Raw genomic sequence first — 20917 nt, forward strand, 5'->3', positions numbered from 1 at the left:
TTCCTAACGGGTGCGGTAGACCGCTCGTGTTTCAAAGCCGATCGAGCAGTTCCTTCTTCTTTGCCTCGAATTCCAGGTCCGTCAGGATGCCCTTGGAATGAAGGCCGGCCAGTCTCTCTATCTTGCCAAAGATGTCATCCTCAGCCGGCACACCCTGTTCGGGCGACACGGTGGAGACTGACGCATGCGAGGTCGACGGAGCGAATTCCGGTGCGACCTGCGGCTGCGTTGAAGCGACCGCCTGAATGGTCTCGGGTTCGCTTTCAGCCGGCGATACCACCGCGAGATCGGCAAGGCGAACGAGACCATATTGCGAGGTAAAGGTCAGCGACTGATCGCCGCTCTGTTGCTGCGAAAAACCGCTAATTTGATGGTCCCTGGTGTCGTAGACGGTGACCCCCTCACCCAGCCGGATTGCCAGCCTGTGGCTTGCCGGAAAGAAGGCGTAGCGAAGGTCGTTCTGCGCGCCGGTTGAAGCAGCGTAACCCAATTCCTCAGGCCACCAGTTTCCGGAAGAAAACACATTCGGAACGAAGAGACTGGCTGTGTTGCCCTGGTATTGAGACTGGCGCGATGTCGTTGGCGCCTGCAATTCGGTATTGCGCGCAAGGGCTGCCAATTCCGCACAGATATCCGAAATCTTGGCCTTGAGCCCGTTGTTGAACATGTCGCCGACCATGATCATCCCGCCTTGCGACCATTGTCCCATCCCACCGAGCTCGCGGTGATTGAATTGCGCTTGCGTGGTCTGGCCGGCAATGATCGCCATCAGGAGATGCTCGACCGCGCCCTGGCTCACACCATGGCGTTGCGCGATGACCTTGAGCGCGCGATTTCCTTCTTCGCTGAGTATGTTCATTGTATTCGCTCTTTGACCGGGACAAACTGGGATCAATATTTAACACGTGGGATCGGAACATTCGCCTCTGCCAACATCTTTTTATTGCTGTGCAGGCTGTATAGAAGATTGATGCAGTGGATGGCGCGCTGGGGGAGAGAAAGGGCATGTCCTTGAATAAGCCTATGGTATCAGTTGCTCTGTTGGCTTTGTCTACATTTGCGGGCCCGGTTCTTGCGGCAGATTGCGGCGATACGCCTTCGCCGGGCCTGGACTGGAGCGAATGCAGCAAGGGCAATCTCATGCTGAGCGGCAACAATTTTCAAGGCGCCAATCTGTCCGGCGCAGATTTATCCGTGACCGACCTCAGCAATACAAACATGAACGGCGCCAACCTTGAAAAGGCCAATCTGGTGCGCGCCTGGTTTACCGGCGCCAAGGCCGAAAAGGCCAACTTCGCCAGGATAGAGGCCTACCGAAGCGGCTTTTCCAACGTTTCGGCCGATGGTGCCAACTTCGCCAGCGCGGAATTGCAGCGCGCCAACTTCAGCGGCGCCAAGCTGACCGGGGTCGACTTCGAGAAGGCCGAGCTCGGACGCGCCAATTTTCAAAAGGCTGTCTTGACCGGTACCCGCTTTACATTGGCAAACCTGTCACGCGCTGATCTGACCGGCGCAATCTTCGAGGGTCCGATCACATTCGATCGCGCCTTCATGTACCTGACCAGGATACAGGGAATGGACCTCTCGGCGGCCGTCGGTCTGCAGCAATCCCAGATCGAACTCGCTTGTGGCGATGCGTCGACGAAGCTGCCGAGCGGATTGACGGCGCCGACTTCATGGCCGTGCGATGCCAATTGAACCACTGCCCAAGCCGGTATCGCGCAAACGCTCGACCGTGAAATCGACGAAGGCGCGGGTTTTGGCCGAGACATGCCGCCCTTCCGAATGCATGACGTGGATCGGCAAGGGCTCCTGCTCGTAAGGCTCCAGCACGACTTCCAGGCGCCCTTCGGCGACGGCTGGTGCGATCTGGTAGCTGAGCACCCTTGCCAGACCCCAGCCGCTGGCGGCGGCCGCAATCGACGCTTCGACAGTGTTGCAAAACAGGCGGGGATGAAGCGACACAGGCGACTTATCCGAACCGAAGCGCCAGTCGATGGGTGCCGAGGAGCCGGTATTGACGACGATCGTGTGGTGCAAGAGATCCGCCGGCGTCTCCGGCACGCCGTGCTCTTTGAAATAGGCCGGCGCACCGCAGACGACGCGGCGCACCGAGCCGATCCGGGTGGCGACATAATCTGAATCCTGCAGCTGGCCAATGCGGATCGCCACGTCTATCCCCTCCTCCACCAAGCTCACGACCCGGTCAAACAACAGCACGCGGCCAGTCACCGCTGGATGTTCGCGAAGGAATTCTATCAGGATCGGCATGATGTAGATCTGGCCGAAGAGCACGGGCGCCGTGACGGTCAAAACGCCCGAGGGAGACGCGTGCGATCCGCCGGCCGAGGCCTCCGCTTCATCGATCGCGGTCAGGATCCGCCTGCAATCCTCTACATAGAGCCTGCCGGCAGCCGTGAGTTTGACCGAGCGCGTCGAGCGGATGAAAAGCCGCGCGCCAGTGACTTCCTCAAGATATGCAATCGCCCGGGTTACCGCCGGCGGGCTCATGTGGAGCTGACGCGCCGCGTTGGCAAAGCTGCCGACATCAGCGGCTTTCACCAGGATCTTCATAGATTGAAACCGGTCCAAACGTCCCTCCAGCGATCTGTGTTCCGTCCCGCGAAATAGTTTCTTGCCCTTTATCGCACTTCTCCAATTTCAATGAAACAATCATGGTGCCGTGCTTCAAGCAGGAGACCAGCATGATGAAACTCTATTTTCACCCACTGTCCGGCCACGCTCATCGGGCCAGGCTGTTCCTCTCCCTTATCGATGCCGATGCAGAGATTATTGAGGTCGATATGAGGGCCGGTGAGCACAAGGCGCCGGCTTTCCTTGCGCTCAATCCCTTCGGCCAGATCCCCGTTCTCGACGACGATGGCGTTATCATTACCGATTCCAATGCGATCCTGGTCTATCTGGCGAAGAAGTCAGCCGATAGGACATGGCTGCCGGAGGATGCGGCCGGTGCGGCGGCCGTGCAGCGCTGGCTTTCCGTTGCCGCCGGCGAAATTGCCTACGGTCCCTGCGCTGCCCGGCTGGTGACCGTTTTCGGCGCCAAGTTCGATGCGAACGAAGTCATCGCACGCGCCCATGCGATCCTGAAGCTGATCGATGCACAGCTTGCTCGCCGCCAATGGATCGCCGCCGACCATCCGACGATCGCGGATGTTGCGCTCTACAGCTATATTGCACGGGCGCCCGAAGGAAATGTCGACCGCTATGCCTATCGTCATGTCAGCGCCTGGCTCGCCCGCGTCGAGGCCTTGCCTGGGTTTTTCCCGTTCCAGAAGACGCCGATCGGCATCCCCGAGGGGGGAAACTAAAAGGCCGGTCGCGCCGCATCACAACCGGCCGCGACCCGCCGTTCCAAAGGAGCAGATTATGCCTAGCAGCGGAACGATGAGCCCATCACCCTGGCATGCCGGGGAGCTGGCACTTCAGGAGAAGGTCGGCGTTACAAAGCGAATGGAGGAATTCGGTCGCCGCGGCATCCGTGATCACCTGATCGACCAGCACCGCGAATTCTATCCGCAACTGCCCTTCATCGCGATCGGCGCGGTGGACCTCGACGGTGACGTCTGGGCGACTCTTCGCGCCGGCCGTCCGGGTTTTTTGCATAGTCCCGACATTCACACGCTCACCGTGGATCTAGACCGCAAACCTGCCGATCCAGCCGACAGGGGGATGGAGGACGGAGACGCGGTTGCTATGCTCGGCATCGAGTTTCACACCCGCCGCCGCAACCGCTTGAATGGAACGATCCGGCGGTCCGAACCGGGCCGCTTCGATGTTGTCGTCGAACAATCCTATGGCAATTGCCCGCAATATATCCAGCTGCGCGACTTCAGCTTTGCGCGCGAGCCTCCGCTTGCGGCAGACCACGCCGCCCGTCATCTCGACCGGCTCGACGCGCGCGCCAGGGCGATGATCGAGGCGGCCGATACGTTCTTCGTCGCCTCCTATGTCGAGCGCGAGGATGGCCGCAGACAGGTCGATGTTTCGCATCGCGGCGGCAAGGCCGGCTTCGTGCGCATCGGTGAGGATGGCGTTCTGACCATTCCTGACTTCGCCGGAAATCTGTTCTTCAACACGCTCGGAAATTTTCTGGTCAATCCGAGAGCGGGCTTGGTCTTTGCCGATTTCGAAGGCGGCGATCTGCTGCAGCTTTCCGGAAGGGCGCAAGTCATTCTAGATTCGCCCGAGATCGGCGCCTTCCAGGGTGCTGAACGGCTGTGGCGATTCGAGCCGCGCAGGATCATCTATCGCCCCAAGGTTCTGCCCCTGCGTTGGAACTTTCGAGCGGATGGCTGGTCGCCGAACGCCCTGATGACAGGAAATTGGCAGGATGCAGCAAGCAGGCTGAGAGCTTCCGAACTTGGCCGGGCGTGGCGTCCGTTCCGCGTCGCGCGGATCGTCGACGAGAGCGCGGTCATTCGCTCGTTCCATCTTGAACCCGCCGACGGCGACGGGCTCAGGCCGCATCTGGCCGGGCAGCACCTGCCGATACGGCTTAAGCCAGACGGTGGGGAGAAGACTGTGGTCAGGACCTACACACTGTCGCTGGCCCCGTCGGACAATGCCTATCGCATCAGCGTCAAGCGCGAGGGCCAGGTCTCGCGACATCTGCACGATATGGTCAAGGTGGGCGATATCATCGAAGCCCGCGCGCCGGCAGGCGCGTTTACGATCGACGCGCTTGAGCCGCGCCCGGCTGTACTGTTGGCCGGGGGTGTCGGCATCACCCCGCTTCTCGCGATGCTGCGCCACATTGTTTACGAGGGACTTCGCAAACGCCGGATCCGTCCTACCTGGCTGATCTATTCTGCGCACGCCAAGGCCAATCGTGCCTTCGATCGCGAGATTGCCGAGCTTGTAGCCTCCGCCAAGGGCGCGGTGCGTTTGTTGCGGGTCCTGAGTGATCCGCACGGCGCGATCGACGGCGAAGACTATGATTGGGTCGGACGCATCGACAGCGCGCTACTGACATCGGTGCTGCCGTTCAATGATTATGACTTCTATCTATGCGGACCGCCAAGCTTCGCGCAGTCCTTGTACGATGGGTTGCGCGGCCTGAATGTCATCGACGGGCATATTCATTCGGAAACCTTCGGTCCGGCGTCCCTGACGCGTACAAGAGACCGACCCGGCGAAGTCAAGCTCCTGCCTGCCGCTGCAAAAACGTCAGTGCCAGTTTATTTCGCGCGCTCCGCCAAGGAGGCACGCTGGGACCCGGGCGCGGGCTCTCTCCTCGAACTGGCCGAGTCCCGCGGCCTCTCGCCGGCGTTCAGCTGCCGGCTCGGCAATTGCGGAACCTGCCACACGAAGGTTATCGCCGGCGCCGTCACCTATGACGAGGTGCCGGATGCTGCCGTTGAGGAAGACGAAGCCCTCATTTGCTGCGCCGTCCCGGCCGCGACACCGGCAGGACCCGGCGGTCGGCTCGAACTCGACCTCTGACATGAATGTATCGACGTAGGATCGGCAACAAGCTCTGGTGTCAGAACTCTACCCAAGCCATGTGCCGTAATCCGATACGAGCAGATGGACAGGCTCCTCATCCTCTTCGATGCCGGAAAATCTGGAGACTGCAGGGTCTTCGAAATAGTTGTCGGTCTTGTCGTCGTTGACCGTCGAGACCTCGGCAACGAAGACGTCTCCGCCTTCCGCCCAGAAACCATGCCAGTCGCCGGGCAACAACGTCACGCTCTCTCCCGGAGCCAAACGAAGTTTTTCGCCCGGACCCAGGTTGCGCAGGATTCCGTCGCAGGCGACGGTCGTTCCCTTTTCGCGATCGCAATGGCCGTCGGTGTCACCGAAGAGCTCAAGCACCAGCGTACCCCCACCGCGGTTGATGATGTCTTCTGCCTTGAAGACGTGCTTGTGCATCGGCGTCAGCTGGTCCTTTCGCGAGATCATCGCCTTTTCGGCGTAGAGCATACCGCGCCCCTGTTTCAGGTCCTCAAGACGGCCGTTTCGCGTGGTGAACAGGAAGAGACCCGTCTTGTCGAAATCGCCGAGGCCAAAATCGGTGATATCCCATCCAAGACCCGAAGCGGTGATATGTCCGAGTTCATCCTTGCGCGCTTTCATCTCGCCAGGGGACATCCGCGCAAATGGCGGCAGGATATAACCGTGCGAACGCATGAACGCTTCGCTCTCCCGGATGATTCGGTTGATGTCGCTGCGCTTCATTTGCATAGCCATCGCCTTCTCCCTGTATTCAAATCTTCAGCGCACACCGATGCCAGCGGTCAGGCCGCCGTCGATGCGATGGTCGGAGCCGGTTATAAACCCCGCCTTGTCGGAGGCGAGGAAGCCCGCAAGCGCGGCCACCTCCTCGGGCTCGCCGATGCGGCCAAGCGGATGGGCTTCGCCGAACCTGCGGAAGACATCATCGATATTGGCGTCCGGTCCTTCGAAGGTCCTCGCGGCCAGTTCGAGGATCGGCGTGCGGACCGAACCGGGACTGATCGAAACGACGCGAATGCGGTCCGGTGCGAAATCGATGGCCATGGCGCGGGTCAGTGCGTGGATCGCGCCCTTCGATGCGACATAGGCAGAAACGCCGGCCTGGCAGGCATGGCCCTGTACGCTTGAGATATTGACAATCGCGCCGCCGCCGCGCTTGCGCATTTCCGGCACGCCGAATTCCGCCGTCAGATGGATCGAGCCGACATTGACGGCCATGCAGCGCAGAAATAGGTCGAACGGCGTATTGGTGGCATTGCCATAGGGATGGATCGCGGCCGAATTGACGATGACGTCGATGCCGCCGAAACGCGATGCGGCCTCGCCCATCGCAGCGCGGACGTTCTCTGGCACTGATACATCCGCCTGCATCACCACCAGGGACAGATTCTCGGTCGTAGCCAGTCTGGCCAGTTCCTCATTGGCGGCAGCGTCGATACCGAGCGAGGCCACGGAGGCCCCTTCACGGGCGAGATGCAACGCCACTGCCCGGCCGATCCCCGTCGTTCCGGTGACAACGGCCACCTTATTGTCGAACTCCCCCATCACTCGCTTTCCCCGTTGTACTTGCTGCTTTCAGGCGGCGCCGACTTTGATGCATTCGGAATGAATTTAAGACCGGCGTCGAGATGGCGGTCCATATGATAGGCAAAGGCGATCCGATCGCGGGCGCGCAAAGCCTGCACGATGTCGTTATGCTCGATCGCCACTGTCTGAAGCGTGAGACGCTGGGATTTGCCTGCCATCATAAGGCGCTGGATCACCGGCTTGAGCATGCCATAGGTTTCCGACAACGTTCGGTTCCCGGCCGCATCGACGAGCATCTTGTGAAACTGAAAATCGAGCTCGGAAGCCCGTTCCGGGCTTTCCGCGGCGAGGATGGCATCGTTGACCAGCTCCATGTCAGCGAACATCTCCTCAGTGGCTCGATCGGCTAAGAGATCATAGAGGTTCATTTCCGTCAGCCGGCGATAGCCCTGGATGTCACGAAAGGCGTCGACCGAAATCTCCATGGCAAAGGAGAACAGATCGCGCATGGCGTTCTCGTGCTGGCCCGTTAGTACCGCACCGACCTTCTGGCGCGATTCTGCTACGCCGTAAGCCTTCAGCGTTCGGAATGCCTCGCGAACCGTGTTGCGGCTCGAATCGAACATCACAGCCAGTTCTGCTTCGCTCGGCAGGACGTCGCCGATGCCCATGCCCCGCTCGCGGATCAGCGTCCGTATCTGCCGAACGACGTCATCGACAGCTGAAGCCTTATTGCCGTCCTCCATCGAAATTCCGTCCCTTGCTTCAGCGCCGCGGTCGCGGCGCTCCTGATCCAAGACTTAATATGTTGGACTTAATTTGGCAATATTCGTCGTGGCCTTGCATTTCCGAGTTCCTTGCGCTTAATTGTCCAACATTATCCTTTAGGAGTTTACAATATGTTGGAAAGCTGGCGTTGGTTTGGACCTGAAGATCCCGTCACCCTTTCGCATGCGCGACAAGCCGGCGCCCACGGCGTGGTAACCGCACTTCATCACATTTACGACGGACGCGTATGGACGCCGGATGACATTTCCGAACGTATGGCGCTCGTCAAGAAGGCGGGCATGGTATGGTCCGTCTGCGAATCCATTCCGGTCAACTCGGCAATCAAGCTGCGCGGCGAAAACTGGCAGCGCTTCGTCGACGCCTGGAAGCAGAGCCTCGCCAATCTCGGCGAGGGCGGCGTCCCGGTCGTCTGTTACAATTTTATGCCCGTTGTCGACTGGACACGCACCAACCTGCTCTATCCGACCGAAGCCGGTGGCTTTGCGCTGCGCTTTGATATGATCGATTTTGCTGCCTATGACCTATTCGTGCTGAAACGTCGTGCGGCGGAAGACAGTTATGATCCGGCAATCATCGAAGCGGCTCGCAAGCGGCTCGCCGACATGAACGAAGAACAGATACTGACGCTCGAGAAGAACATCATCGCTGGCCTTCCGGGCGGCGAGGACAGCCATACAAGGGAAACGATCCGCGGTCACATCGCCGCCTTCGACGAACTTTCCGACGACGATATGCGAACAAATCTGGTCGACTTCCTGAAGGAAGTGGTTCCGGTTGCCGTGGAAAACGGCGTGCGGCTCGCCATCCACCCCGACGACCCACCGTTTTCCCTCTTCGGTCTGCCGCGGGTGGTTTCGCAGGTGAAGGATATCGAAACCATCCTGGCCGCCGTCAGCGATCGCGCCAACGGCATCACACTCTGCGCGGGCTCCTACGGATCACGACATGGCAACGACGTCGTTGCGATGGCGGAGCGGTTCGCCGAGCGCATCCATTTCGCTCATCTGCGCAACGTGACCAAATATCCCGATGGTTCCTTCATGGAGTCCGACCACCTGGCAGGCGACGTCAACATGGTGTCGCTGATCTCTGTGCTTCGGAGAGAAGAGCGGCGCCGGGTTGCCGAGGGGCGGCCGGACAGCGTCATTCCGATGCGGCCGGATCACGGGCACCTGCTGATCGACGACCAGACCAAAAACGTCAATCCCGGCTATTCCTGCATCGGCCGCCTCAAGGGATTGGCGGAACTGAGGGGCGTTATCAGGGCGGTCGATCAGGCGCAGACGCAAACTCTGTAATAATCCCCGCGACATCCTCCGGCGCCGCTTTGACACTGGGAACACAATCGTTGGAGGACGATATGGGAGAGAGCCTAAGCGGCAAGGTCGCGCTGGTCGCCGGTGCCAGTTCCTGCATCGGTCGGGCCTTGGCAAAGCTGCTAGCACGCGATGGCGCGATCGTCGTTCTTGCCGCTCGGTCGGCGGAGAGACTGAAGATCCTCGCGGCCGAACTCGGCAAAGACCGAGCTAGCATCGTTGCCGTCGACCTGGCGAGGGCCGGCGACACCGACAGGATGATTGCCGAGACGCTGGAGCGTCACGGCCGCATCGATATTCTTCTGCCCAATGCGGGGATCTATATACCGGGCGAGTCATTGAAAGACCCATCCGACTGGGACCAGATGATATCGCTCAACGTCAAACAGCGTATTCCGCGCTGTGCGCGCCGTCCTGCCGGGCATGTTCGCGCGCGGTCACGAAGACATCACCGTCACCTCGTCCATTTCTGGCCACCAGGCCCTGCACTGGGAGCCGGTCTACAGCTCGACGAAGCACGCAGTTCAGTCCTTCGTTCACGGTGTCCGCCGCCATGGCGTCAGGGTCGGCGAGATTTCGCGCGGCGTCTTTGTCAACAAGCTCTGGGGTTACCACGATCACGCCTCGATCGATGCCAAGGTGGCGACATGGGAAGGAATTCGATCCGAGGATGTTGCCGATGCGGTGCGCTTTATGCTGACTCGCCCGCCTAATGTCACCATCCGCGACCTCGTCATCCTTTCGCAGAACCAGCATATCTGGGCCGTCTGGCTCCCCCAAAATGAAGCGAAATTCATGGACGAATTCGATTATGGCGGAAGGGCTGTGGGCTGCGTTCCGACCCTGGAATACAAGGCCCGGACCACCCGGGGTCAGGGCCGATGAAAAACGCGGCCGCCAGCGGTCTCAAGCAATCACCACTAGTCCTTTGGAACCTCGCGCCGGAGCGGTTGCAGGATTTGCAGTTGATCGGCAGCTACTCCCGCAATCCGGCGCATCAGAAGGTTGCCCATCGATTCGCCGGCGGCTGCCAGATCTTCATAGATCGTCTCGACGCCCGGCGAAATTTCGCTGAGAAGGCGCGAGGTCTGCTTTGCGACGATATCGAACTGCCTCCCCAGCACCATGCCGCGCTCGTTGAGCCCGGCAATCGTCGCCAGAGCCGATATTTCGCCCGAGCAGACAAATGCGTCCGGACCATCGGGCTGACCCATGCGTATCTTCACGAATTCGCGAATTTCGCCGGCCGAGCTGTCAAGTGTTATCGAATCGGGAATTTCATGCGCGACGCCGGCCTCGCGAACCGCTTTCATGAAACCATGCAGCAGGTGCTGGCCGAACATCAGTCGCTTGGGCGGCAGAATGATCATCACCTTTTGCCGGCCCTTGGCGATCAGCCGTTGCGTCGCCTCGTAGGCGAATCCGCAATCGTCAAAATCAACGAAGGCATGCGCTGTCGAAAATTCAGTGCGTCCATAGGTTACGAAGGGAAAGTCCTTTTCCAGCAAGAGCCGTACGCGCGGATCGAACGGCTCCGTGCGCGTAAAGATGATCCCGTCGGCGAGACGGTTGCGCAGAATGAAATTTACGGCATCGACCGGAGATTCGCGGAAATTCGGCGTGACGATGACATGGTACGGCGTGCCGCTCAGAGCGACCGTCAAACCGCGCAACATCGACGTGCCGAAGCCGAGGATCTCCTCGTGCGAATCCATCAGGAGGCTGATGACGTTCGTGCGGCCGGTTCGAAGCCGCAGGGCGGCGCGATCGGGCAGATAGCCGACTTCATCAGCGATCTTGCGGACACGATCGCGTGTATCCTGCGAAATCTGCGGCGCATCGGCCAAGGCGCGCGATACAGTCGACACGCCGAGCCCCGCCAGCTCCGCGATCGTGCGCAGGGTCGGCTTGCCGACCGCGGCAATTTCCGCTGCTCTCTCAGCACTCGGCAGTTGGCGCATTGCCACGGAGGTCTCCTTGAGACAAGTATTAATCGGCGAATGAAAGGAAGCAATCGTTTTAAATTTTGGACTGCTCAGTGAGCTGGTCCGGCTACGAGAATGTTTTACCTCAGTGTTTCCAGGTACTTATTAATTCCTCCTTTACTCTGCATTCTCGCGTGACAGGCCATAGAAGTACAACGTTTTAAAAAGTAGCGAAGTTTTCGCGATCGACGAGCTGCAAAACTCTACCTGACGCCGGCTCAAACGGGAAAACGTCATACGCCCGTGAGGTCCGACAGATGAAGGCCGATTTTCCGCGAACGATTTCACTGAACAGCTCCCTTTGCCAGATCGATTTCAACATCGAACGCCAACGTCAACTCGCGCGATCGCTGGAGAGACGTGGTCAACGGTGAGCCGCGCGTGGCGCGTGAACGGGACAAGATTCTCGATGGCGGTGGTCCGAGGCAGGCCGCCGTCGCGCGCGCGGTAACCGGATTGCGGCTCACGACCGGACAAATCTACAATCTCCTCGCCCGTTATCCCACCGAGCGGACTATGACGGCTTTGCTGCCTCGCATTACCGTCAGCCGACGCAAAAGGCTGCCGACCAAAGTCGAGGGCATCATCTGCGCGACGTTGCGCGAACAATGGCTGACGCTTGAGGCGCTTTCCCTTGCTCCCATCGTCGCTGAGATCCGCGCTCGGCGCGCGACCGGCTCGGAAAGCTGGAGGTGCTATACGATCCCCGCTACATCAGTCATGTCTATATCCGCGACACCGCGACGAGACTGTTCCAACCTGTCGAGCGACGCGACGGCCGGCTGACGCCACTGACCCTGCGGGAACACGAGGCCGAGGAGCGCGCACCGGCGCGCAATGATCCAGCGCTCGAGCATCGAGAAGGTGGCGTTTCGCCGTGAGATCGCAGCCATTGCCGAGGCCACGAAGCCTTCCAAGCGCCGGCTGCGCGACGCCGTGCGCAGTGCACATGCTGCCGCAGCACAGAAGCCTTTTGCAGTCATCGCGCAAGCGCCCGCTCCCGCAGAGCATCCGGTTCGTCGGAAGAACCGGCCGCCGGTGGAGGACTGGTAACAGAGCGTGTCGGACCATTTGCTTGACCATGTCCGGCCATATCTCGATCGTGATCGGGAAGAGCGGATCGCTTATATTCGCGGCCCGCGATGGATCGGTCATGACATTGCGAAGGACAGCCATCGGCGGCTGGCCGAGTGCTGTGACGACCTGCATCGTTGCGAACCCAGGGCTGATGTTGGTTGGCCCCTATGCCAATGGCAATAGCCGTTCGCCGTCGAACACCTGAGAACTTCGCCCGAGCAAAGGGTTTGGATAGCGCAAACTCGCGAAGGCGCCGGACTCGGCCACTTCTATGCGAGTATTCTCCAAGCGCTAACGGCTCCGGCGGCGAACTATGGGACGTCGGGCGCAAGGCCGAACAGCTTGACCACTTGCTGGCAAGCCTCAAACCGAGGGTGCTGATTTTTGAAGCATTCCAAAATACGCTACGGGGCCGAGCGCGCGATGTCGAGGCCGTTTTTGCGTTCCTGCGAAGGATCGGCCGGCAAACCGACATTTCGCCGGTACTGATCGGCGAGGTGGCGGTTTACGATTTTATCAACGCCAGCCGCGAAATGGCGAGCGGCCTCGAGCTGATCGGGGTTCCCCGCTGGCAATATGACGAGACCTATCCGATGCTGCTCGACAGCCTCGAGGCCGCTTTGCCGCTTGCCAAAAACTCTGACTTGTCGAACGAGCCCTAGGCGCATCGGATATACAGCCTCTCGGAAGGAGTGATCGGCAAGATCGTTGCCATTGTCACGAAGGCGGCGATCAGATCTGGTACCGAACGCATCACCAAAGCAATTATCGACGGGCTGCGTCCCGTGTTCTGCGACGGTGATCGCCACTCTCGCTCCGGCAATCAGCATTCGCAAACGATATCGTGACGTTATTTCCGACCGATGGCAGGTCGCAGTCGCGCCGCAGCCGGACGGTTGCTGTCAAGTTGGCTGCACTGGCTTGCCCGTGCCAATGGTGCTCCTCGAGCGTTTGTCCATGTGCTCGGGTTGGCACCGGGAATGTGGTCCGCATCGCTTGATCTCAGACTTCGGCAAGTATCCTGACCAGTTTGTCTACCTCCGCGCAATCGCGCTGCGTCGAAAAGCTTGCATGTCACCTGAGTGACTGGCTGGATGATGAGGATGAAGCGTTTGGAAATCGGCCATATTTTAATACGGTGGCGACCAGCAACAGCGGCTCAGTTGAGCTACTTGCGACAGCTCTCACACAAAAAAGGGCCGACGGGCTGCGACAATCGTCGGCCACGCCACCGTGGACATCATAAAGTTCTGCAGAACCTGTGACGGGCACTAGCGTTGGACCCTCTCCGAAACATCTGGCGCAACCGACCATCATCTTGCCAAAGGGCCCGATGCTCACCGGCTAATTTTGTGCGATTACAATCATTGCTCCCGACCGCCATTGGACGTTCCGGATAGCAATCGGTGCGAAGCCTTAGGCAACGTTCCCGCATGTCCGGACCCACCGGCGTTCGAGCAGGATGGGAGACGGAAGGGTCTAATTAAGTGATGCGGAACTGCTTGCGCACGATCTTATCAAAAACGCCGGCGCTTGCGAACCGGCGCAGCAGACTTACCACGCGCGCCGCATTGCCGGCAGTATAGCGACGGCGCGGGATCGGATCGTTGGCTGCCTTGATGATGACCTTCACGATGACATCCGGCAGGTCGGCCTTGGGCATGACATCCCGCAGCAGCGCCGCGACAGCCGCGCGTGCCTGATCATATTCGGCCTTCTGCTGATCGGGCTCCATGCCGTTCTGATCGAAGACAGTGCGGACGTATGCCGGCTCGATCACGGAAACGCGGACATTGAAGGCACGGACCTCGTGATCGAGCGACTCGGAATAGCCCTCAATCGCATGCTTGGCGGCGGAGTAATGCGCCGAATACGGCGCCGGGATGACGCCGAGAATAGACCCTATGTTGAGGATGCGGCCGCCCCCTTGGCGCCTCATGACCGGCAGAACGGCGTTCGTCATCCGCATGACGCCGAACACATTGACGTCGAAAAGGGCCCGCGACTGTGCGATCGAGGACTCCTCTGCGCCGCCGAACATGCCGATGCCGGCATTGTTGACGAGAAGATCGATCCTCCCCGCTTGGGAGACCGCGTCTGCGACCAGCGCCGAGACGGACGCCTCGTCGGTCACGTCGCACGCCAGCATCGTGACGCCCTTGGGGCCGTCATTGGCGATCTTCCGGCTTGTTCCGAAAACGGTGAAACCCGCGTGCGCGAGACCTTCCGCGGTGGCGTAACCGATGCCGGAGGATGCCCCGGTCACGATTGCAGTTCTGACGGTGTCCATATTTTCCCCTCAGGTGAACGTCCTGGAACGCAATCGAGAGACCGGTTGCCTTTATGCTCATTTAATGATATTACGATCGTAATGCAATAAGAATTGGGAAAAACCGTCATGCGATACGAAAAAGGCCGGAAAGACACGTCGCGCCGCAGGATCATGGACGTCGCCGTCGAGCGGTTCCGCTCGGATGGAATTGCGGGCTCGGGCCTTGCCTCGATCATGAAAGATGCCGGTTTGACGAACGGTGCCTTCTATCCGCACTTTCCCTCGAAAGCCGATCTTGTTCGAGAAGCCGTATCGGACGCCTTGAGCAAGCAGTCAGTATGGCTGCGCGAGGTGTTGGCCGACGGGGGGCTCGATCGCGTGATCGAGACCTACCTCTCGCCCGAACACCGGGACAACCCTGGACTGGGTTGCGCATCCGCAGCCCTGCTGCCGGAGCTCGCGCGACAGTCGGAAGAGGCGCGTAGCATGTATGCTGAACAGTCCCGCACCCTTGTGCTGCAGCTCGCGGAAGCACTTCCGGCAGATGTGGTAGCGAAGGAAGACGTGGCATGCGCGATTTTTGCGTCCCTGATCGGGACACTCCAACTCGCACGCGCGGTCGATAAAGAGACGTCGGATCGAGTCCTGCAGGCCGGAAAGGACGCGATCGGTATCCTGGCTGGTCGTCCACGCGCACCGGCTTGCTCAGCCTGAATCAATACCGCCGGGCGACTGACGCGCTTCAAATGACGTCAATGCGCCGTCATCGCCCTCGACCACACCTAAGCCCTGTGGAGCCGCGCGGCGAAATCAAAACCTTGCCAGGCAAGGACCAACAGACCGGAGACCCCAGTGAAAGCCTATGTCGTTGAGAAGTACAAGAAGAAGGGTGCGTTGCGCCGGGCCGACGTGCCGGATCCACAGGTGCAGAACCCCGACGTCCTCGTTCGCGTCCACGCCACGGCCGTGAACGTGCTCGACTCGAAGGTCAGGGACGGCGAATTCAAGATCTTCCTGCCCTACCGTCCGCCCTTCGTGCTTGGTCACGACGTCGCCGGGACTATCACGAAGGTCGGGCCCGGCGTCAGCCGCTTCAAGGTTGGTGACGAGATCTATGCCCGGCCGAGGGATCACCGCGTCGGCACGTTTGCCGAATTCATCGCCATCCACGAAGACGATGTCGCGCTCAAACCCCGCTCGCTCAATATGGAAGAAGCCTCGTCCGTCCCGCTGGTCGCCCTGACGGCGTGGCAGGCCCTGGTCGATATCGCGAAGGTGAAGCCGGGCCAGAAGGTCTTCATTCAGGCCGGTTCAGGCGGCGTCGGGACAATTGCGATCCAGCTTGCCAAGCATTTGGGCGCGACTGTCGCGACGACGACGAGTGCAAAGAACGCCGCTCTAGTCAAAAGCCTCGGCGCGGATGTGGTGATCGACTATACGAGCCAGGACTTCGAGAAAGTGCTCTCCGGCTACGATGTCGTGCTGAACAGCCAGGATCCGAAGACGCTTGCGAAATCTTTGAACGTCCTGAAGCCGGGCGGCCACCTCGTCTCCATTTCGGGGCCACCGGACCCGGCCTTTGCCGAAGCTCTTGGGCTGAACCCGCTCCTGAAGCTCGTCGTCCGACTGTTGAGCCGCAGCGTGCGCAAGAAGGCTAAGAGCCGCGGCCTTCACTATTCCTTCCTGTTCATGCACGCCGATGGTTGGCAACTGGAGCAGATTGCCGGGTTGATCGATGGCGGCGCCCTCCGCCCCGTCGTCGACAAGATATTCCCCTTCACCCAGACGCCCGAGGCGCTCGCCTATGTCGAGACGGGCCGTGCGAGGGGAAAGGTCGCGATCAAGGTGCATTAGCGGCTTTCTGAAGGAAGAGGTCGGCAGCGAAAAAATCCACGGATACACGGTACAAGTCCGCCGCAGGGTTTCATCCATGCGGACTAAAAGCTCGTCTTGGAGGGATCGGCACGTGGGCCACTTGCGTAACCGGGCAGCCTGATGGTCGACGATACTGGCCCCTTGCTCTGCGACTGTCCGGCGACGGGGGGATTTCCCAGCTACTGGAATTCTACGCCAGGTATCTCATCGCGCAGAAAAAAGTGTTCCTGCTGCCGGACTGGGCCGGGGGCCTCTTTCCCCTCTAGCAGGTGTGGACTCTTGGGTTTCCAAGGCTGAGCAAATCAGATTCAAGACTGTCTTTTGGAGGCAGTCATGGGTGCTTTGGATCCGAATACTGCTTCTCGAGACTCAAGCAGCTCCGCAGGGTTGCTACGCGCTTCGAAAAAACCGCCGAAAACTCCCGTGCAGTCGTCACTATCGCAGCAATCTTCCTATGGATCCATAACCGTCCACACTTCTAGGCCTATCATCATGCCTCGCCTCTGACATCGGCCAAGGTGCTTGCGTTCCACGACTTTGTTGGGGATTTGAGGCGGTGACGGAGTCCGGTGCGCTAGGCTGGAAGCTCTTTGGGCCGCTTCGTCGGTTTCGTATCGCCCGTTGGTGCAGATCTCGATGGCGCGTGGCGCGCCATCAGATCATTTGAGACCGTGTCGATGATCTCGCCGGAAAGTATCTGATCGGGGACGACGCGGGAGAGGACAACCGACCCGATCATCTCGGCGAGAGCAGCAATAGCTGCACTCCGCTTGGCCACGGCGTCGGGTCCTCGCACGAGCGCGGTGAGAAGCCCGATATAGTTGGTGACGATGTTGCCGAAGTACTCCCGCAGCACCGGATCGTCGTGCCGTGCCGCGTCGGCGGCAAGCGCCGCCAGGCTGCATCCGTGCCCCGGGTCATCGCGGTGATAGTCCGAAACATAATGTTGCACGAGCGTCTGCAGCGGGTCATCGCTCGCAGCAATTCGGCGCCCCAGATCGGCACTCATATCGTCATAGGCTCGCTTAACCGCTTGGACAACGAGGTCATCCTTCGACTTGAATTGCCGATAGAAGCCCCCAGGGGTTAGACCAGCCGCTTTCATCAGATCGACAAGACCAATTCCGTCAATCCCACGTTCACGGAAGAGCCTTGCGGCGGTGTCGATCACCCTCTCGCGATTCTGCTCCACCGTCTCCTTGCTTATCTTCACGCCCACTTCCCTCGCTAGTGATGATGGTCTCATAGAGGACCGGCGACCCTCTTTCATCAAGCTTCGGAGTTCGCAAAATCACGCTTGACAATGATTATGATCATAATCATAACTCGCCAATGATGTCGAGCATAATCATTGCAGCTCGATGAAGAGGGAATTTTGGAATGGCACAAGGTCAATCGCGCAGCCGGAGAAAAGGTTGCGCTGATCACAGGCGCTTCGGGGGGAATCGGGCTTGCGTCCGGGGTCGCCCTCATCCGCGCGGGGTATCGAGTATTCGGCACCGGCCGTAACGCCTCACCCGATGAGGCGCGTCAGGGCATCCATATGCTCCGCTGCGACGTCACCGACGACGAGTCCGTCAAGCAGGTTGTCAGGCAAGTGATCGCGCTTACAGGTCGCATCGACGTGCTCGTCAACAATGCCGGCCGCAGCCTAATCGGCGCCGCCGAGGAATCCTCGATCGCCCAAGCTCAGAGCCTGTTCGACATCAATGTCTACGGCATCCTGCGCACGACCAAAGAAGTGCTGCCGATCATGCGCGAGCAGGGCGAAGGGCGGATCATCAACATCAGTTCGGTGGCCGGCTTCCTGCCTGGACCCTATACCGCGCTCTACAACGCCACCAAACACGCCGTCGAAGGCTATTCCGAGTCGCTTGATCACGAACTTCGGACGTTCGGCATCCGCGTGTCTCTGGTCGAGCCCGTCTTCACCCGCACGGGGCTGGGAGACCATGGGGAGCAGCCGGATCAGATCCTGAGCGTCTACGACAAGGGGCGAGCGGCAGCGAATACGACCTGGCGCAACGGCATTGCGAATGGTGACCCTGTGGAAGCCGTGGCGGAGAAGGTGGTGAAGGCCGCCACCGACAAGGAACCGAGCATTCGCTACACGCCCGGCAAAGTGGCGGGCCGTCTCCGCCTCATGCGCCGCTTCATCCCGGAAAAGACCTTTGACAAGAGCTTCCGCAAGCAAATGGGCGTGATCGACTGATCTCTCAAATCGTGGCACGCCCACGCAAGCAGGCATGGCCGTTCACCTGAGGAACGAAACAATGAAATACTATCTCTGCAAATATATTCCCCCGCGCGCGAACTTCCTGGCGACGATGACCGCCGATGAGAAAGACTGGATCACGCAGCACGGGGCATTCCTCGATGACCTGCTCGAAAAGGGGCAGATCGTCGCCCACGGCCCGGTGATGGATCCGAATGGCGGCTATGGCGTGTCGCTCTACCAGATCGCCGATGATCTCGACATCGCGATGATTACCTCGGAAGACCCTATCGTGAAGAATGGCGCCGGTCACTATGAGCATCATCCGATGCTGCATTTGAAGGCACGCGGCTAACACGCCGCCCAGACAAATTTAACACCAATCACGAGGAGAAAATCTATGACAACAGCACCTAATTACAGGCCTTCGAGCGGCATCGGTGCAGTCTACGCCCCGTCGCCTAGCCGCACGCGGCCATGACCTTGTCATCGTCGCCCGCACGACCGACAGGCTCAACAGCCTCGCGACCGAATTGCGCGCGGCGCATAACGTCGCGATTGGAACGCGATGAATTCCTAGCAGAGCTGTTTGAGGCATGCGGCAGGACAATATTTCCGCCAATCTAGTTGTGCGGCTGGCGACTATTGAATTTCCAGAGTCTCTCGCCTCGTTCTGGACACGGAACGACCAAATTATGGCCGACGGAGCCCCCAGGGACCTAGATCTGCAGAGCTTTTTTGAAAGATAATTAACCAAGCTGGTCCGCCGAGCAGCCCCATTATGTTCTAATTTAGACATTTGACACTAAGCTACGCTTGTTGAAATGCCATGAAGGCAACCTCGTGCGTCAATTAGTGGCGTCTTCGACAGTTGGGTTGCTATAATGCGGAACGTGCTAAGAGAATTTGTCTACAGCAAATCGGGAAACTTCGGAATCATGACGGCGCTGCTCGCCGTGCCGCTCATCGGCGCGGCCGGCATGGCGGTAGACATCTCCAGCGCTCTCAGTGCGCGAACGGCTCTATATGATGCGGCAGATGTCGCAGCGCTCGGCGCTATATCGGAGACGTCGGCAGGTGTAGCCGCAGCTATGGCCATGCCGAATGACGGTACAGTCACAGTTGCCCAGGCGGACGCCCGCAAATTGTTCCTTGGGATGACCTCCAATCAGCTGCAGGACGTGCCTGTCAGCGTCAACATTTCCGTCACCAAGGCCGCGAATGTGCTGACGTCGAACGTGGCCTTCACTGCAACTATCCCGACGACCATGATGCAGATCCTCGGTAAGGACTCCATCTCGATATCGGGAACGGCCACCGCGCAGTTTCAGACAGCGACCTTCATGGACTTCTACATGCTGCTCGACAACACGCCCTCGATGGGCGTCGGGGCAACGACGGCCGATATTACAACCATGCAGAACAACACCAGCGACACCTGCGCCTTCGCCTGCCATATCGTTTCGACAACCGGCGTTGAGGATCCGAACAGCTACTATAAATTGGCCAAGAAACTTGGCGTGAAGATGCGCATCGATGTGGTCCGGCAGGCAACTCAACGCCTGACAGACACCGCGACAAACAACCGATCGAGCTCTGATCAATATCGCATGGCAGTTTATACGTTCGGAACAAAGGCCGAGTCTGCTGGGATTTTTACCGTCTCAGGTCTCACCGCCGACATGTCGCAAGTCAAGAGCTACACAGACGCCGTCGATCTCATGACCATTCCAAGCCAAGGCTTCAACAACGATACCCAGACCAGCTTTGACAATGCGCTGACGCAAATGAACACAACGATCGTCGGCACGGCCGGTCACGGCACCAGCGCTTTGGATCGAGAGAAGGTGGTTTTCTTTGTCACTGACGGTGTTGCCGATAGCGTCAAGCCAAGCGGCTGCACCAAGACCCTGACGGGAACCCGGTGCCAAGAACCGATCGACACCAGCTTCTGCCAGCCGCTGAAGGACCGGGGCGTGAAGATCGCAATCCTCTACACCACCTACCTGCCCCTTCCGAAGAACGGATGGTACAATCAATGGATAAGCCCATTCCAGGCGCAAATCCCGATGCGCCTGCAGAGTTGTGCTTCTCCGGGCCTCTATTTCGAAGTTAGCCCGACGCAAGGGATCGTCGATGCAATGAATGCGCTCTTCCTGAAGATCATCAGAAGTCCACGTCTCACCGGCTGACGCCCGAGGCGACTTGCAAATTTGAAGCACAAAGTTACCAAATTACCTTGGCGTATCAGATCGGAAAACCCAAACATGGGGTAATCGCGGCGCGATCGTCCCAGCTCAATTTATAAGATGATGGCTGGCGAGGGTGGTTGCCCCCGATAAGATGGAAATACGGGCTCACGATTGGAACCGGGCCCAAACATCAA

At 59.4% G+C, this 20917-nt stretch carries 20 protein-coding genes and 3 pseudogenes; 15 read left to right on the top strand and 8 right to left on the bottom strand.

What is annotated here, in order from left to right; genetic code table 11:
* Window positions 1-31: 31 nt before the first annotated feature.
* Complete coding sequence (locus CPY51_RS08800; RefSeq protein WP_111159887.1) at window positions 32-859, bottom strand: SHOCT domain-containing protein; 828 nt, start codon at window positions 857-859, stop codon at window positions 32-34.
* A gap of 146 nt (window positions 860-1005) precedes the next feature.
* Here CPY51_RS08800 and CPY51_RS08805 point away from each other — a divergent pair, with 146 nt between their 5' ends.
* Window positions 1006-1698, top strand: coding sequence for a pentapeptide repeat-containing protein (locus tag CPY51_RS08805; protein WP_111159888.1), 693 nt, complete (start codon window positions 1006-1008; stop codon window positions 1696-1698).
* Here CPY51_RS08805 and CPY51_RS08810 read toward each other — a convergent pair.
* A complete protein-coding gene (locus CPY51_RS08810; protein WP_206607239.1) occupies window positions 1675-2592 on the bottom strand; it encodes a LysR family transcriptional regulator in 918 nt (305 codons plus the stop codon). The genes CPY51_RS08805 and CPY51_RS08810 overlap by 24 nt on opposite strands.
* A 116-nt stretch (window positions 2593-2708) precedes the next feature.
* On the opposite strand from CPY51_RS08810, the gene CPY51_RS08815 reads away from it, so the two are divergent.
* Window positions 2709-3329: a glutathione S-transferase family protein gene (locus CPY51_RS08815; RefSeq protein ID WP_111159905.1), complete on the top strand. Its 621-nt coding sequence runs from the start codon at window positions 2709-2711 to the stop codon at window positions 3327-3329.
* Window positions 3330-3387: 58 nt separating this feature from the next.
* On the top strand, window positions 3388-5463 hold the full coding sequence (locus CPY51_RS08820) for a 2Fe-2S iron-sulfur cluster-binding protein (protein ID WP_111159890.1): 2076 nt from the start codon (window positions 3388-3390) through the stop codon (window positions 5461-5463).
* A gap of 48 nt (window positions 5464-5511) precedes the next feature.
* Here the strand turns inward: CPY51_RS08820 and CPY51_RS08825 are convergent, their stop codons facing one another.
* From CPY51_RS08825 to CPY51_RS08835, 3 genes are read right to left on the bottom strand one after another with little or no spacing between them, the layout of a single operon-like run.
* Complete coding sequence (locus CPY51_RS08825) at window positions 5512-6198, bottom strand: D-lyxose/D-mannose family sugar isomerase (protein WP_111159906.1); 687 nt, start codon at window positions 6196-6198, stop codon at window positions 5512-5514.
* A 36-nt stretch (window positions 6199-6234) separates the two neighbouring features.
* Window positions 6235-7020, bottom strand: coding sequence for an SDR family NAD(P)-dependent oxidoreductase (locus CPY51_RS08830; RefSeq protein ID WP_111159891.1), 786 nt, complete (start codon window positions 7018-7020; stop codon window positions 6235-6237).
* Window positions 7020-7748, bottom strand: coding sequence for a FadR/GntR family transcriptional regulator (locus tag CPY51_RS08835; RefSeq protein WP_111159907.1), 729 nt, complete (start codon window positions 7746-7748; stop codon window positions 7020-7022). Before CPY51_RS08835 ends, CPY51_RS08830 begins: the two co-directional genes overlap by 1 nt.
* 153 nt (window positions 7749-7901) lie before the next feature.
* Here CPY51_RS08835 and uxuA point away from each other — a divergent pair, with 153 nt between their 5' ends.
* The 3 genes and pseudogenes from uxuA (at window position 7902) to CPY51_RS33775 (ending at window position 9992) form a co-directional block, all read left to right on the top strand.
* Window positions 7902-9089: a mannonate dehydratase gene (gene uxuA, locus CPY51_RS08840; RefSeq protein ID WP_111159892.1), complete on the top strand. Its 1188-nt coding sequence runs from the start codon at window positions 7902-7904 to the stop codon at window positions 9087-9089.
* A gap of 62 nt (window positions 9090-9151) precedes the next feature.
* Window positions 9152-9430: pseudogene (locus tag CPY51_RS33770) on the top strand (SDR family oxidoreductase); the annotation flags it as partial.
* Window positions 9431-9509: 79 nt separating this feature from the next.
* Window positions 9510-9992 carry an SDR family oxidoreductase gene (locus tag CPY51_RS33775; protein WP_275540463.1) on the top strand — a complete coding sequence of 161 codons (483 nt, stop codon included), beginning with the start codon at window positions 9510-9512 and terminating at the stop codon, window positions 9990-9992.
* Window positions 9993-10027: 35 nt separating this feature from the next.
* Here CPY51_RS33775 and CPY51_RS08850 read toward each other — a convergent pair whose 3' ends face one another.
* Window positions 10028-11068, bottom strand: coding sequence for a LacI family transcriptional regulator (locus CPY51_RS08850; RefSeq protein ID WP_111159893.1), 1041 nt, complete (start codon window positions 11066-11068; stop codon window positions 10028-10030).
* A gap of 384 nt (window positions 11069-11452) precedes the next feature.
* Here CPY51_RS08850 and CPY51_RS33900 point away from each other — a divergent pair, with 384 nt between their 5' ends.
* From CPY51_RS33900 to CPY51_RS08860, 3 genes and pseudogenes are all read left to right on the top strand, one after another.
* A complete protein-coding gene (locus CPY51_RS33900) occupies window positions 11453-11878 on the top strand; it encodes a hypothetical protein (RefSeq protein ID WP_338049413.1) in 426 nt (141 codons plus the stop codon).
* A gap of 51 nt (window positions 11879-11929) precedes the next feature.
* Window positions 11930-12145: a hypothetical protein gene (locus CPY51_RS33905; RefSeq protein ID WP_338049414.1), complete on the top strand. Its 216-nt coding sequence runs from the start codon at window positions 11930-11932 to the stop codon at window positions 12143-12145.
* Between the two features lie 6 nt (window positions 12146-12151).
* Window positions 12152-13017, top strand: a pseudogene (locus tag CPY51_RS08860) (TniB family NTP-binding protein).
* Window positions 13018-13652: 635 nt separating this feature from the next.
* Here CPY51_RS08860 and CPY51_RS08870 read toward each other — a convergent pair.
* The gene (locus tag CPY51_RS08870; RefSeq protein ID WP_111159894.1) at window positions 13653-14459 is read right to left on the bottom strand and encodes an oxidoreductase; all 807 of its coding nucleotides are present in this window, start codon (window positions 14457-14459) and stop codon (window positions 13653-13655) included.
* Window positions 14460-14567: 108 nt separating this feature from the next.
* On the opposite strand from CPY51_RS08870, the gene CPY51_RS08875 reads away from it, so the two are divergent.
* The 3 genes and pseudogenes from CPY51_RS08875 to CPY51_RS08885 all read left to right on the top strand — a co-directional run.
* The gene (locus CPY51_RS08875) at window positions 14568-15155 is read left to right on the top strand and encodes a TetR/AcrR family transcriptional regulator (RefSeq protein WP_111159895.1); all 588 of its coding nucleotides are present in this window, start codon (window positions 14568-14570) and stop codon (window positions 15153-15155) included.
* A gap of 138 nt (window positions 15156-15293) precedes the next feature.
* Entirely contained in the window at window positions 15294-16295 is a 1002-nt protein-coding gene (locus CPY51_RS08880) for an NADP-dependent oxidoreductase (protein ID WP_111159896.1), read from the top strand.
* 371 nt (window positions 16296-16666) lie between these two features.
* Window positions 16667-16798: pseudogene (locus CPY51_RS08885) on the top strand (IS5/IS1182 family transposase); the annotation flags it as partial.
* A gap of 92 nt (window positions 16799-16890) precedes the next feature.
* Here the strand turns inward: CPY51_RS08885 and CPY51_RS08890 are convergent.
* Entirely contained in the window at window positions 16891-17529 is a 639-nt protein-coding gene (locus CPY51_RS08890; RefSeq protein ID WP_195909477.1) for a TetR/AcrR family transcriptional regulator, read from the bottom strand.
* A 162-nt stretch (window positions 17530-17691) separates the two neighbouring features.
* Between CPY51_RS08890 and CPY51_RS08895 the strand changes: the two genes are divergently transcribed.
* From CPY51_RS08895 to CPY51_RS08910, 3 genes are all read left to right on the top strand, one after another.
* On the top strand, window positions 17692-18528 hold the full coding sequence (locus CPY51_RS08895) for an oxidoreductase (RefSeq protein ID WP_111159908.1): 837 nt from the start codon (window positions 17692-17694) through the stop codon (window positions 18526-18528).
* Window positions 18529-18589: 61 nt separating this feature from the next.
* The gene (locus CPY51_RS08900) at window positions 18590-18886 is read left to right on the top strand and encodes a YciI family protein (RefSeq protein WP_111159898.1); all 297 of its coding nucleotides are present in this window, start codon (window positions 18590-18592) and stop codon (window positions 18884-18886) included.
* Window positions 18887-19415: 529 nt separating this feature from the next.
* Window positions 19416-20723 (top strand): TadE/TadG family type IV pilus assembly protein, encoded by a 1308-nt coding sequence (locus CPY51_RS08910; protein ID WP_111159899.1) that lies wholly within the window; start codon window positions 19416-19418, stop codon window positions 20721-20723.
* Window positions 20724-20917: the final 194 nt, after the last annotated feature.

It is taken from the genome of Arminella tubonensis (genome assembly GCF_003240585.1).
GTDB classification, from domain to species: domain Bacteria; phylum Pseudomonadota; class Alphaproteobacteria; order Rhizobiales; family Rhizobiaceae; genus Rhizobium; species Rhizobium tubonense.

Coding starts and splice junctions, on each gene's coding strand:
- CPY51_RS08820 (WP_111159890.1), top strand. CDS start 3,388: ATGCCTAGCAGCGGAACGATGAGCCCATCACCCTGGCATGCCGGGGAG.
- CPY51_RS33905 (WP_338049414.1), top strand. CDS start 11,930: ATGATCCAGCGCTCGAGCATCGAGAAGGTGGCGTTTCGCCGTGAGATC.
- CPY51_RS08850 (WP_111159893.1), bottom strand. CDS start 11,068: ATGCGCCAACTGCCGAGTGCTGAGAGAGCAGCGGAAATTGCCGCGGTC.
- uxuA (WP_111159892.1), top strand. CDS start 7,902: ATGTTGGAAAGCTGGCGTTGGTTTGGACCTGAAGATCCCGTCACCCTT.
- CPY51_RS08870 (WP_111159894.1), bottom strand. CDS start 14,459: ATGGACACCGTCAGAACTGCAATCGTGACCGGGGCATCCTCCGGCATC.
- CPY51_RS08805 (WP_111159888.1), top strand. CDS start 1,006: ATGTCCTTGAATAAGCCTATGGTATCAGTTGCTCTGTTGGCTTTGTCT.
- CPY51_RS08910 (WP_111159899.1), top strand. CDS start 19,416: ATGCGGAACGTGCTAAGAGAATTTGTCTACAGCAAATCGGGAAACTTC.
- CPY51_RS08875 (WP_111159895.1), top strand. CDS start 14,568: ATGCGATACGAAAAAGGCCGGAAAGACACGTCGCGCCGCAGGATCATG.
- CPY51_RS08825 (WP_111159906.1), bottom strand. CDS start 6,198: ATGAAGCGCAGCGACATCAACCGAATCATCCGGGAGAGCGAAGCGTTC.
- CPY51_RS08830 (WP_111159891.1), bottom strand. CDS start 7,020: ATGGGGGAGTTCGACAATAAGGTGGCCGTTGTCACCGGAACGACGGGG.
- CPY51_RS08815 (WP_111159905.1), top strand. CDS start 2,709: ATGAAACTCTATTTTCACCCACTGTCCGGCCACGCTCATCGGGCCAGG.
- CPY51_RS08900 (WP_111159898.1), top strand. CDS start 18,590: ATGAAATACTATCTCTGCAAATATATTCCCCCGCGCGCGAACTTCCTG.
- CPY51_RS08835 (WP_111159907.1), bottom strand. CDS start 7,748: ATGGAGGACGGCAATAAGGCTTCAGCTGTCGATGACGTCGTTCGGCAG.
- CPY51_RS08800 (WP_111159887.1), bottom strand. CDS start 859: ATGAACATACTCAGCGAAGAAGGAAATCGCGCGCTCAAGGTCATCGCG.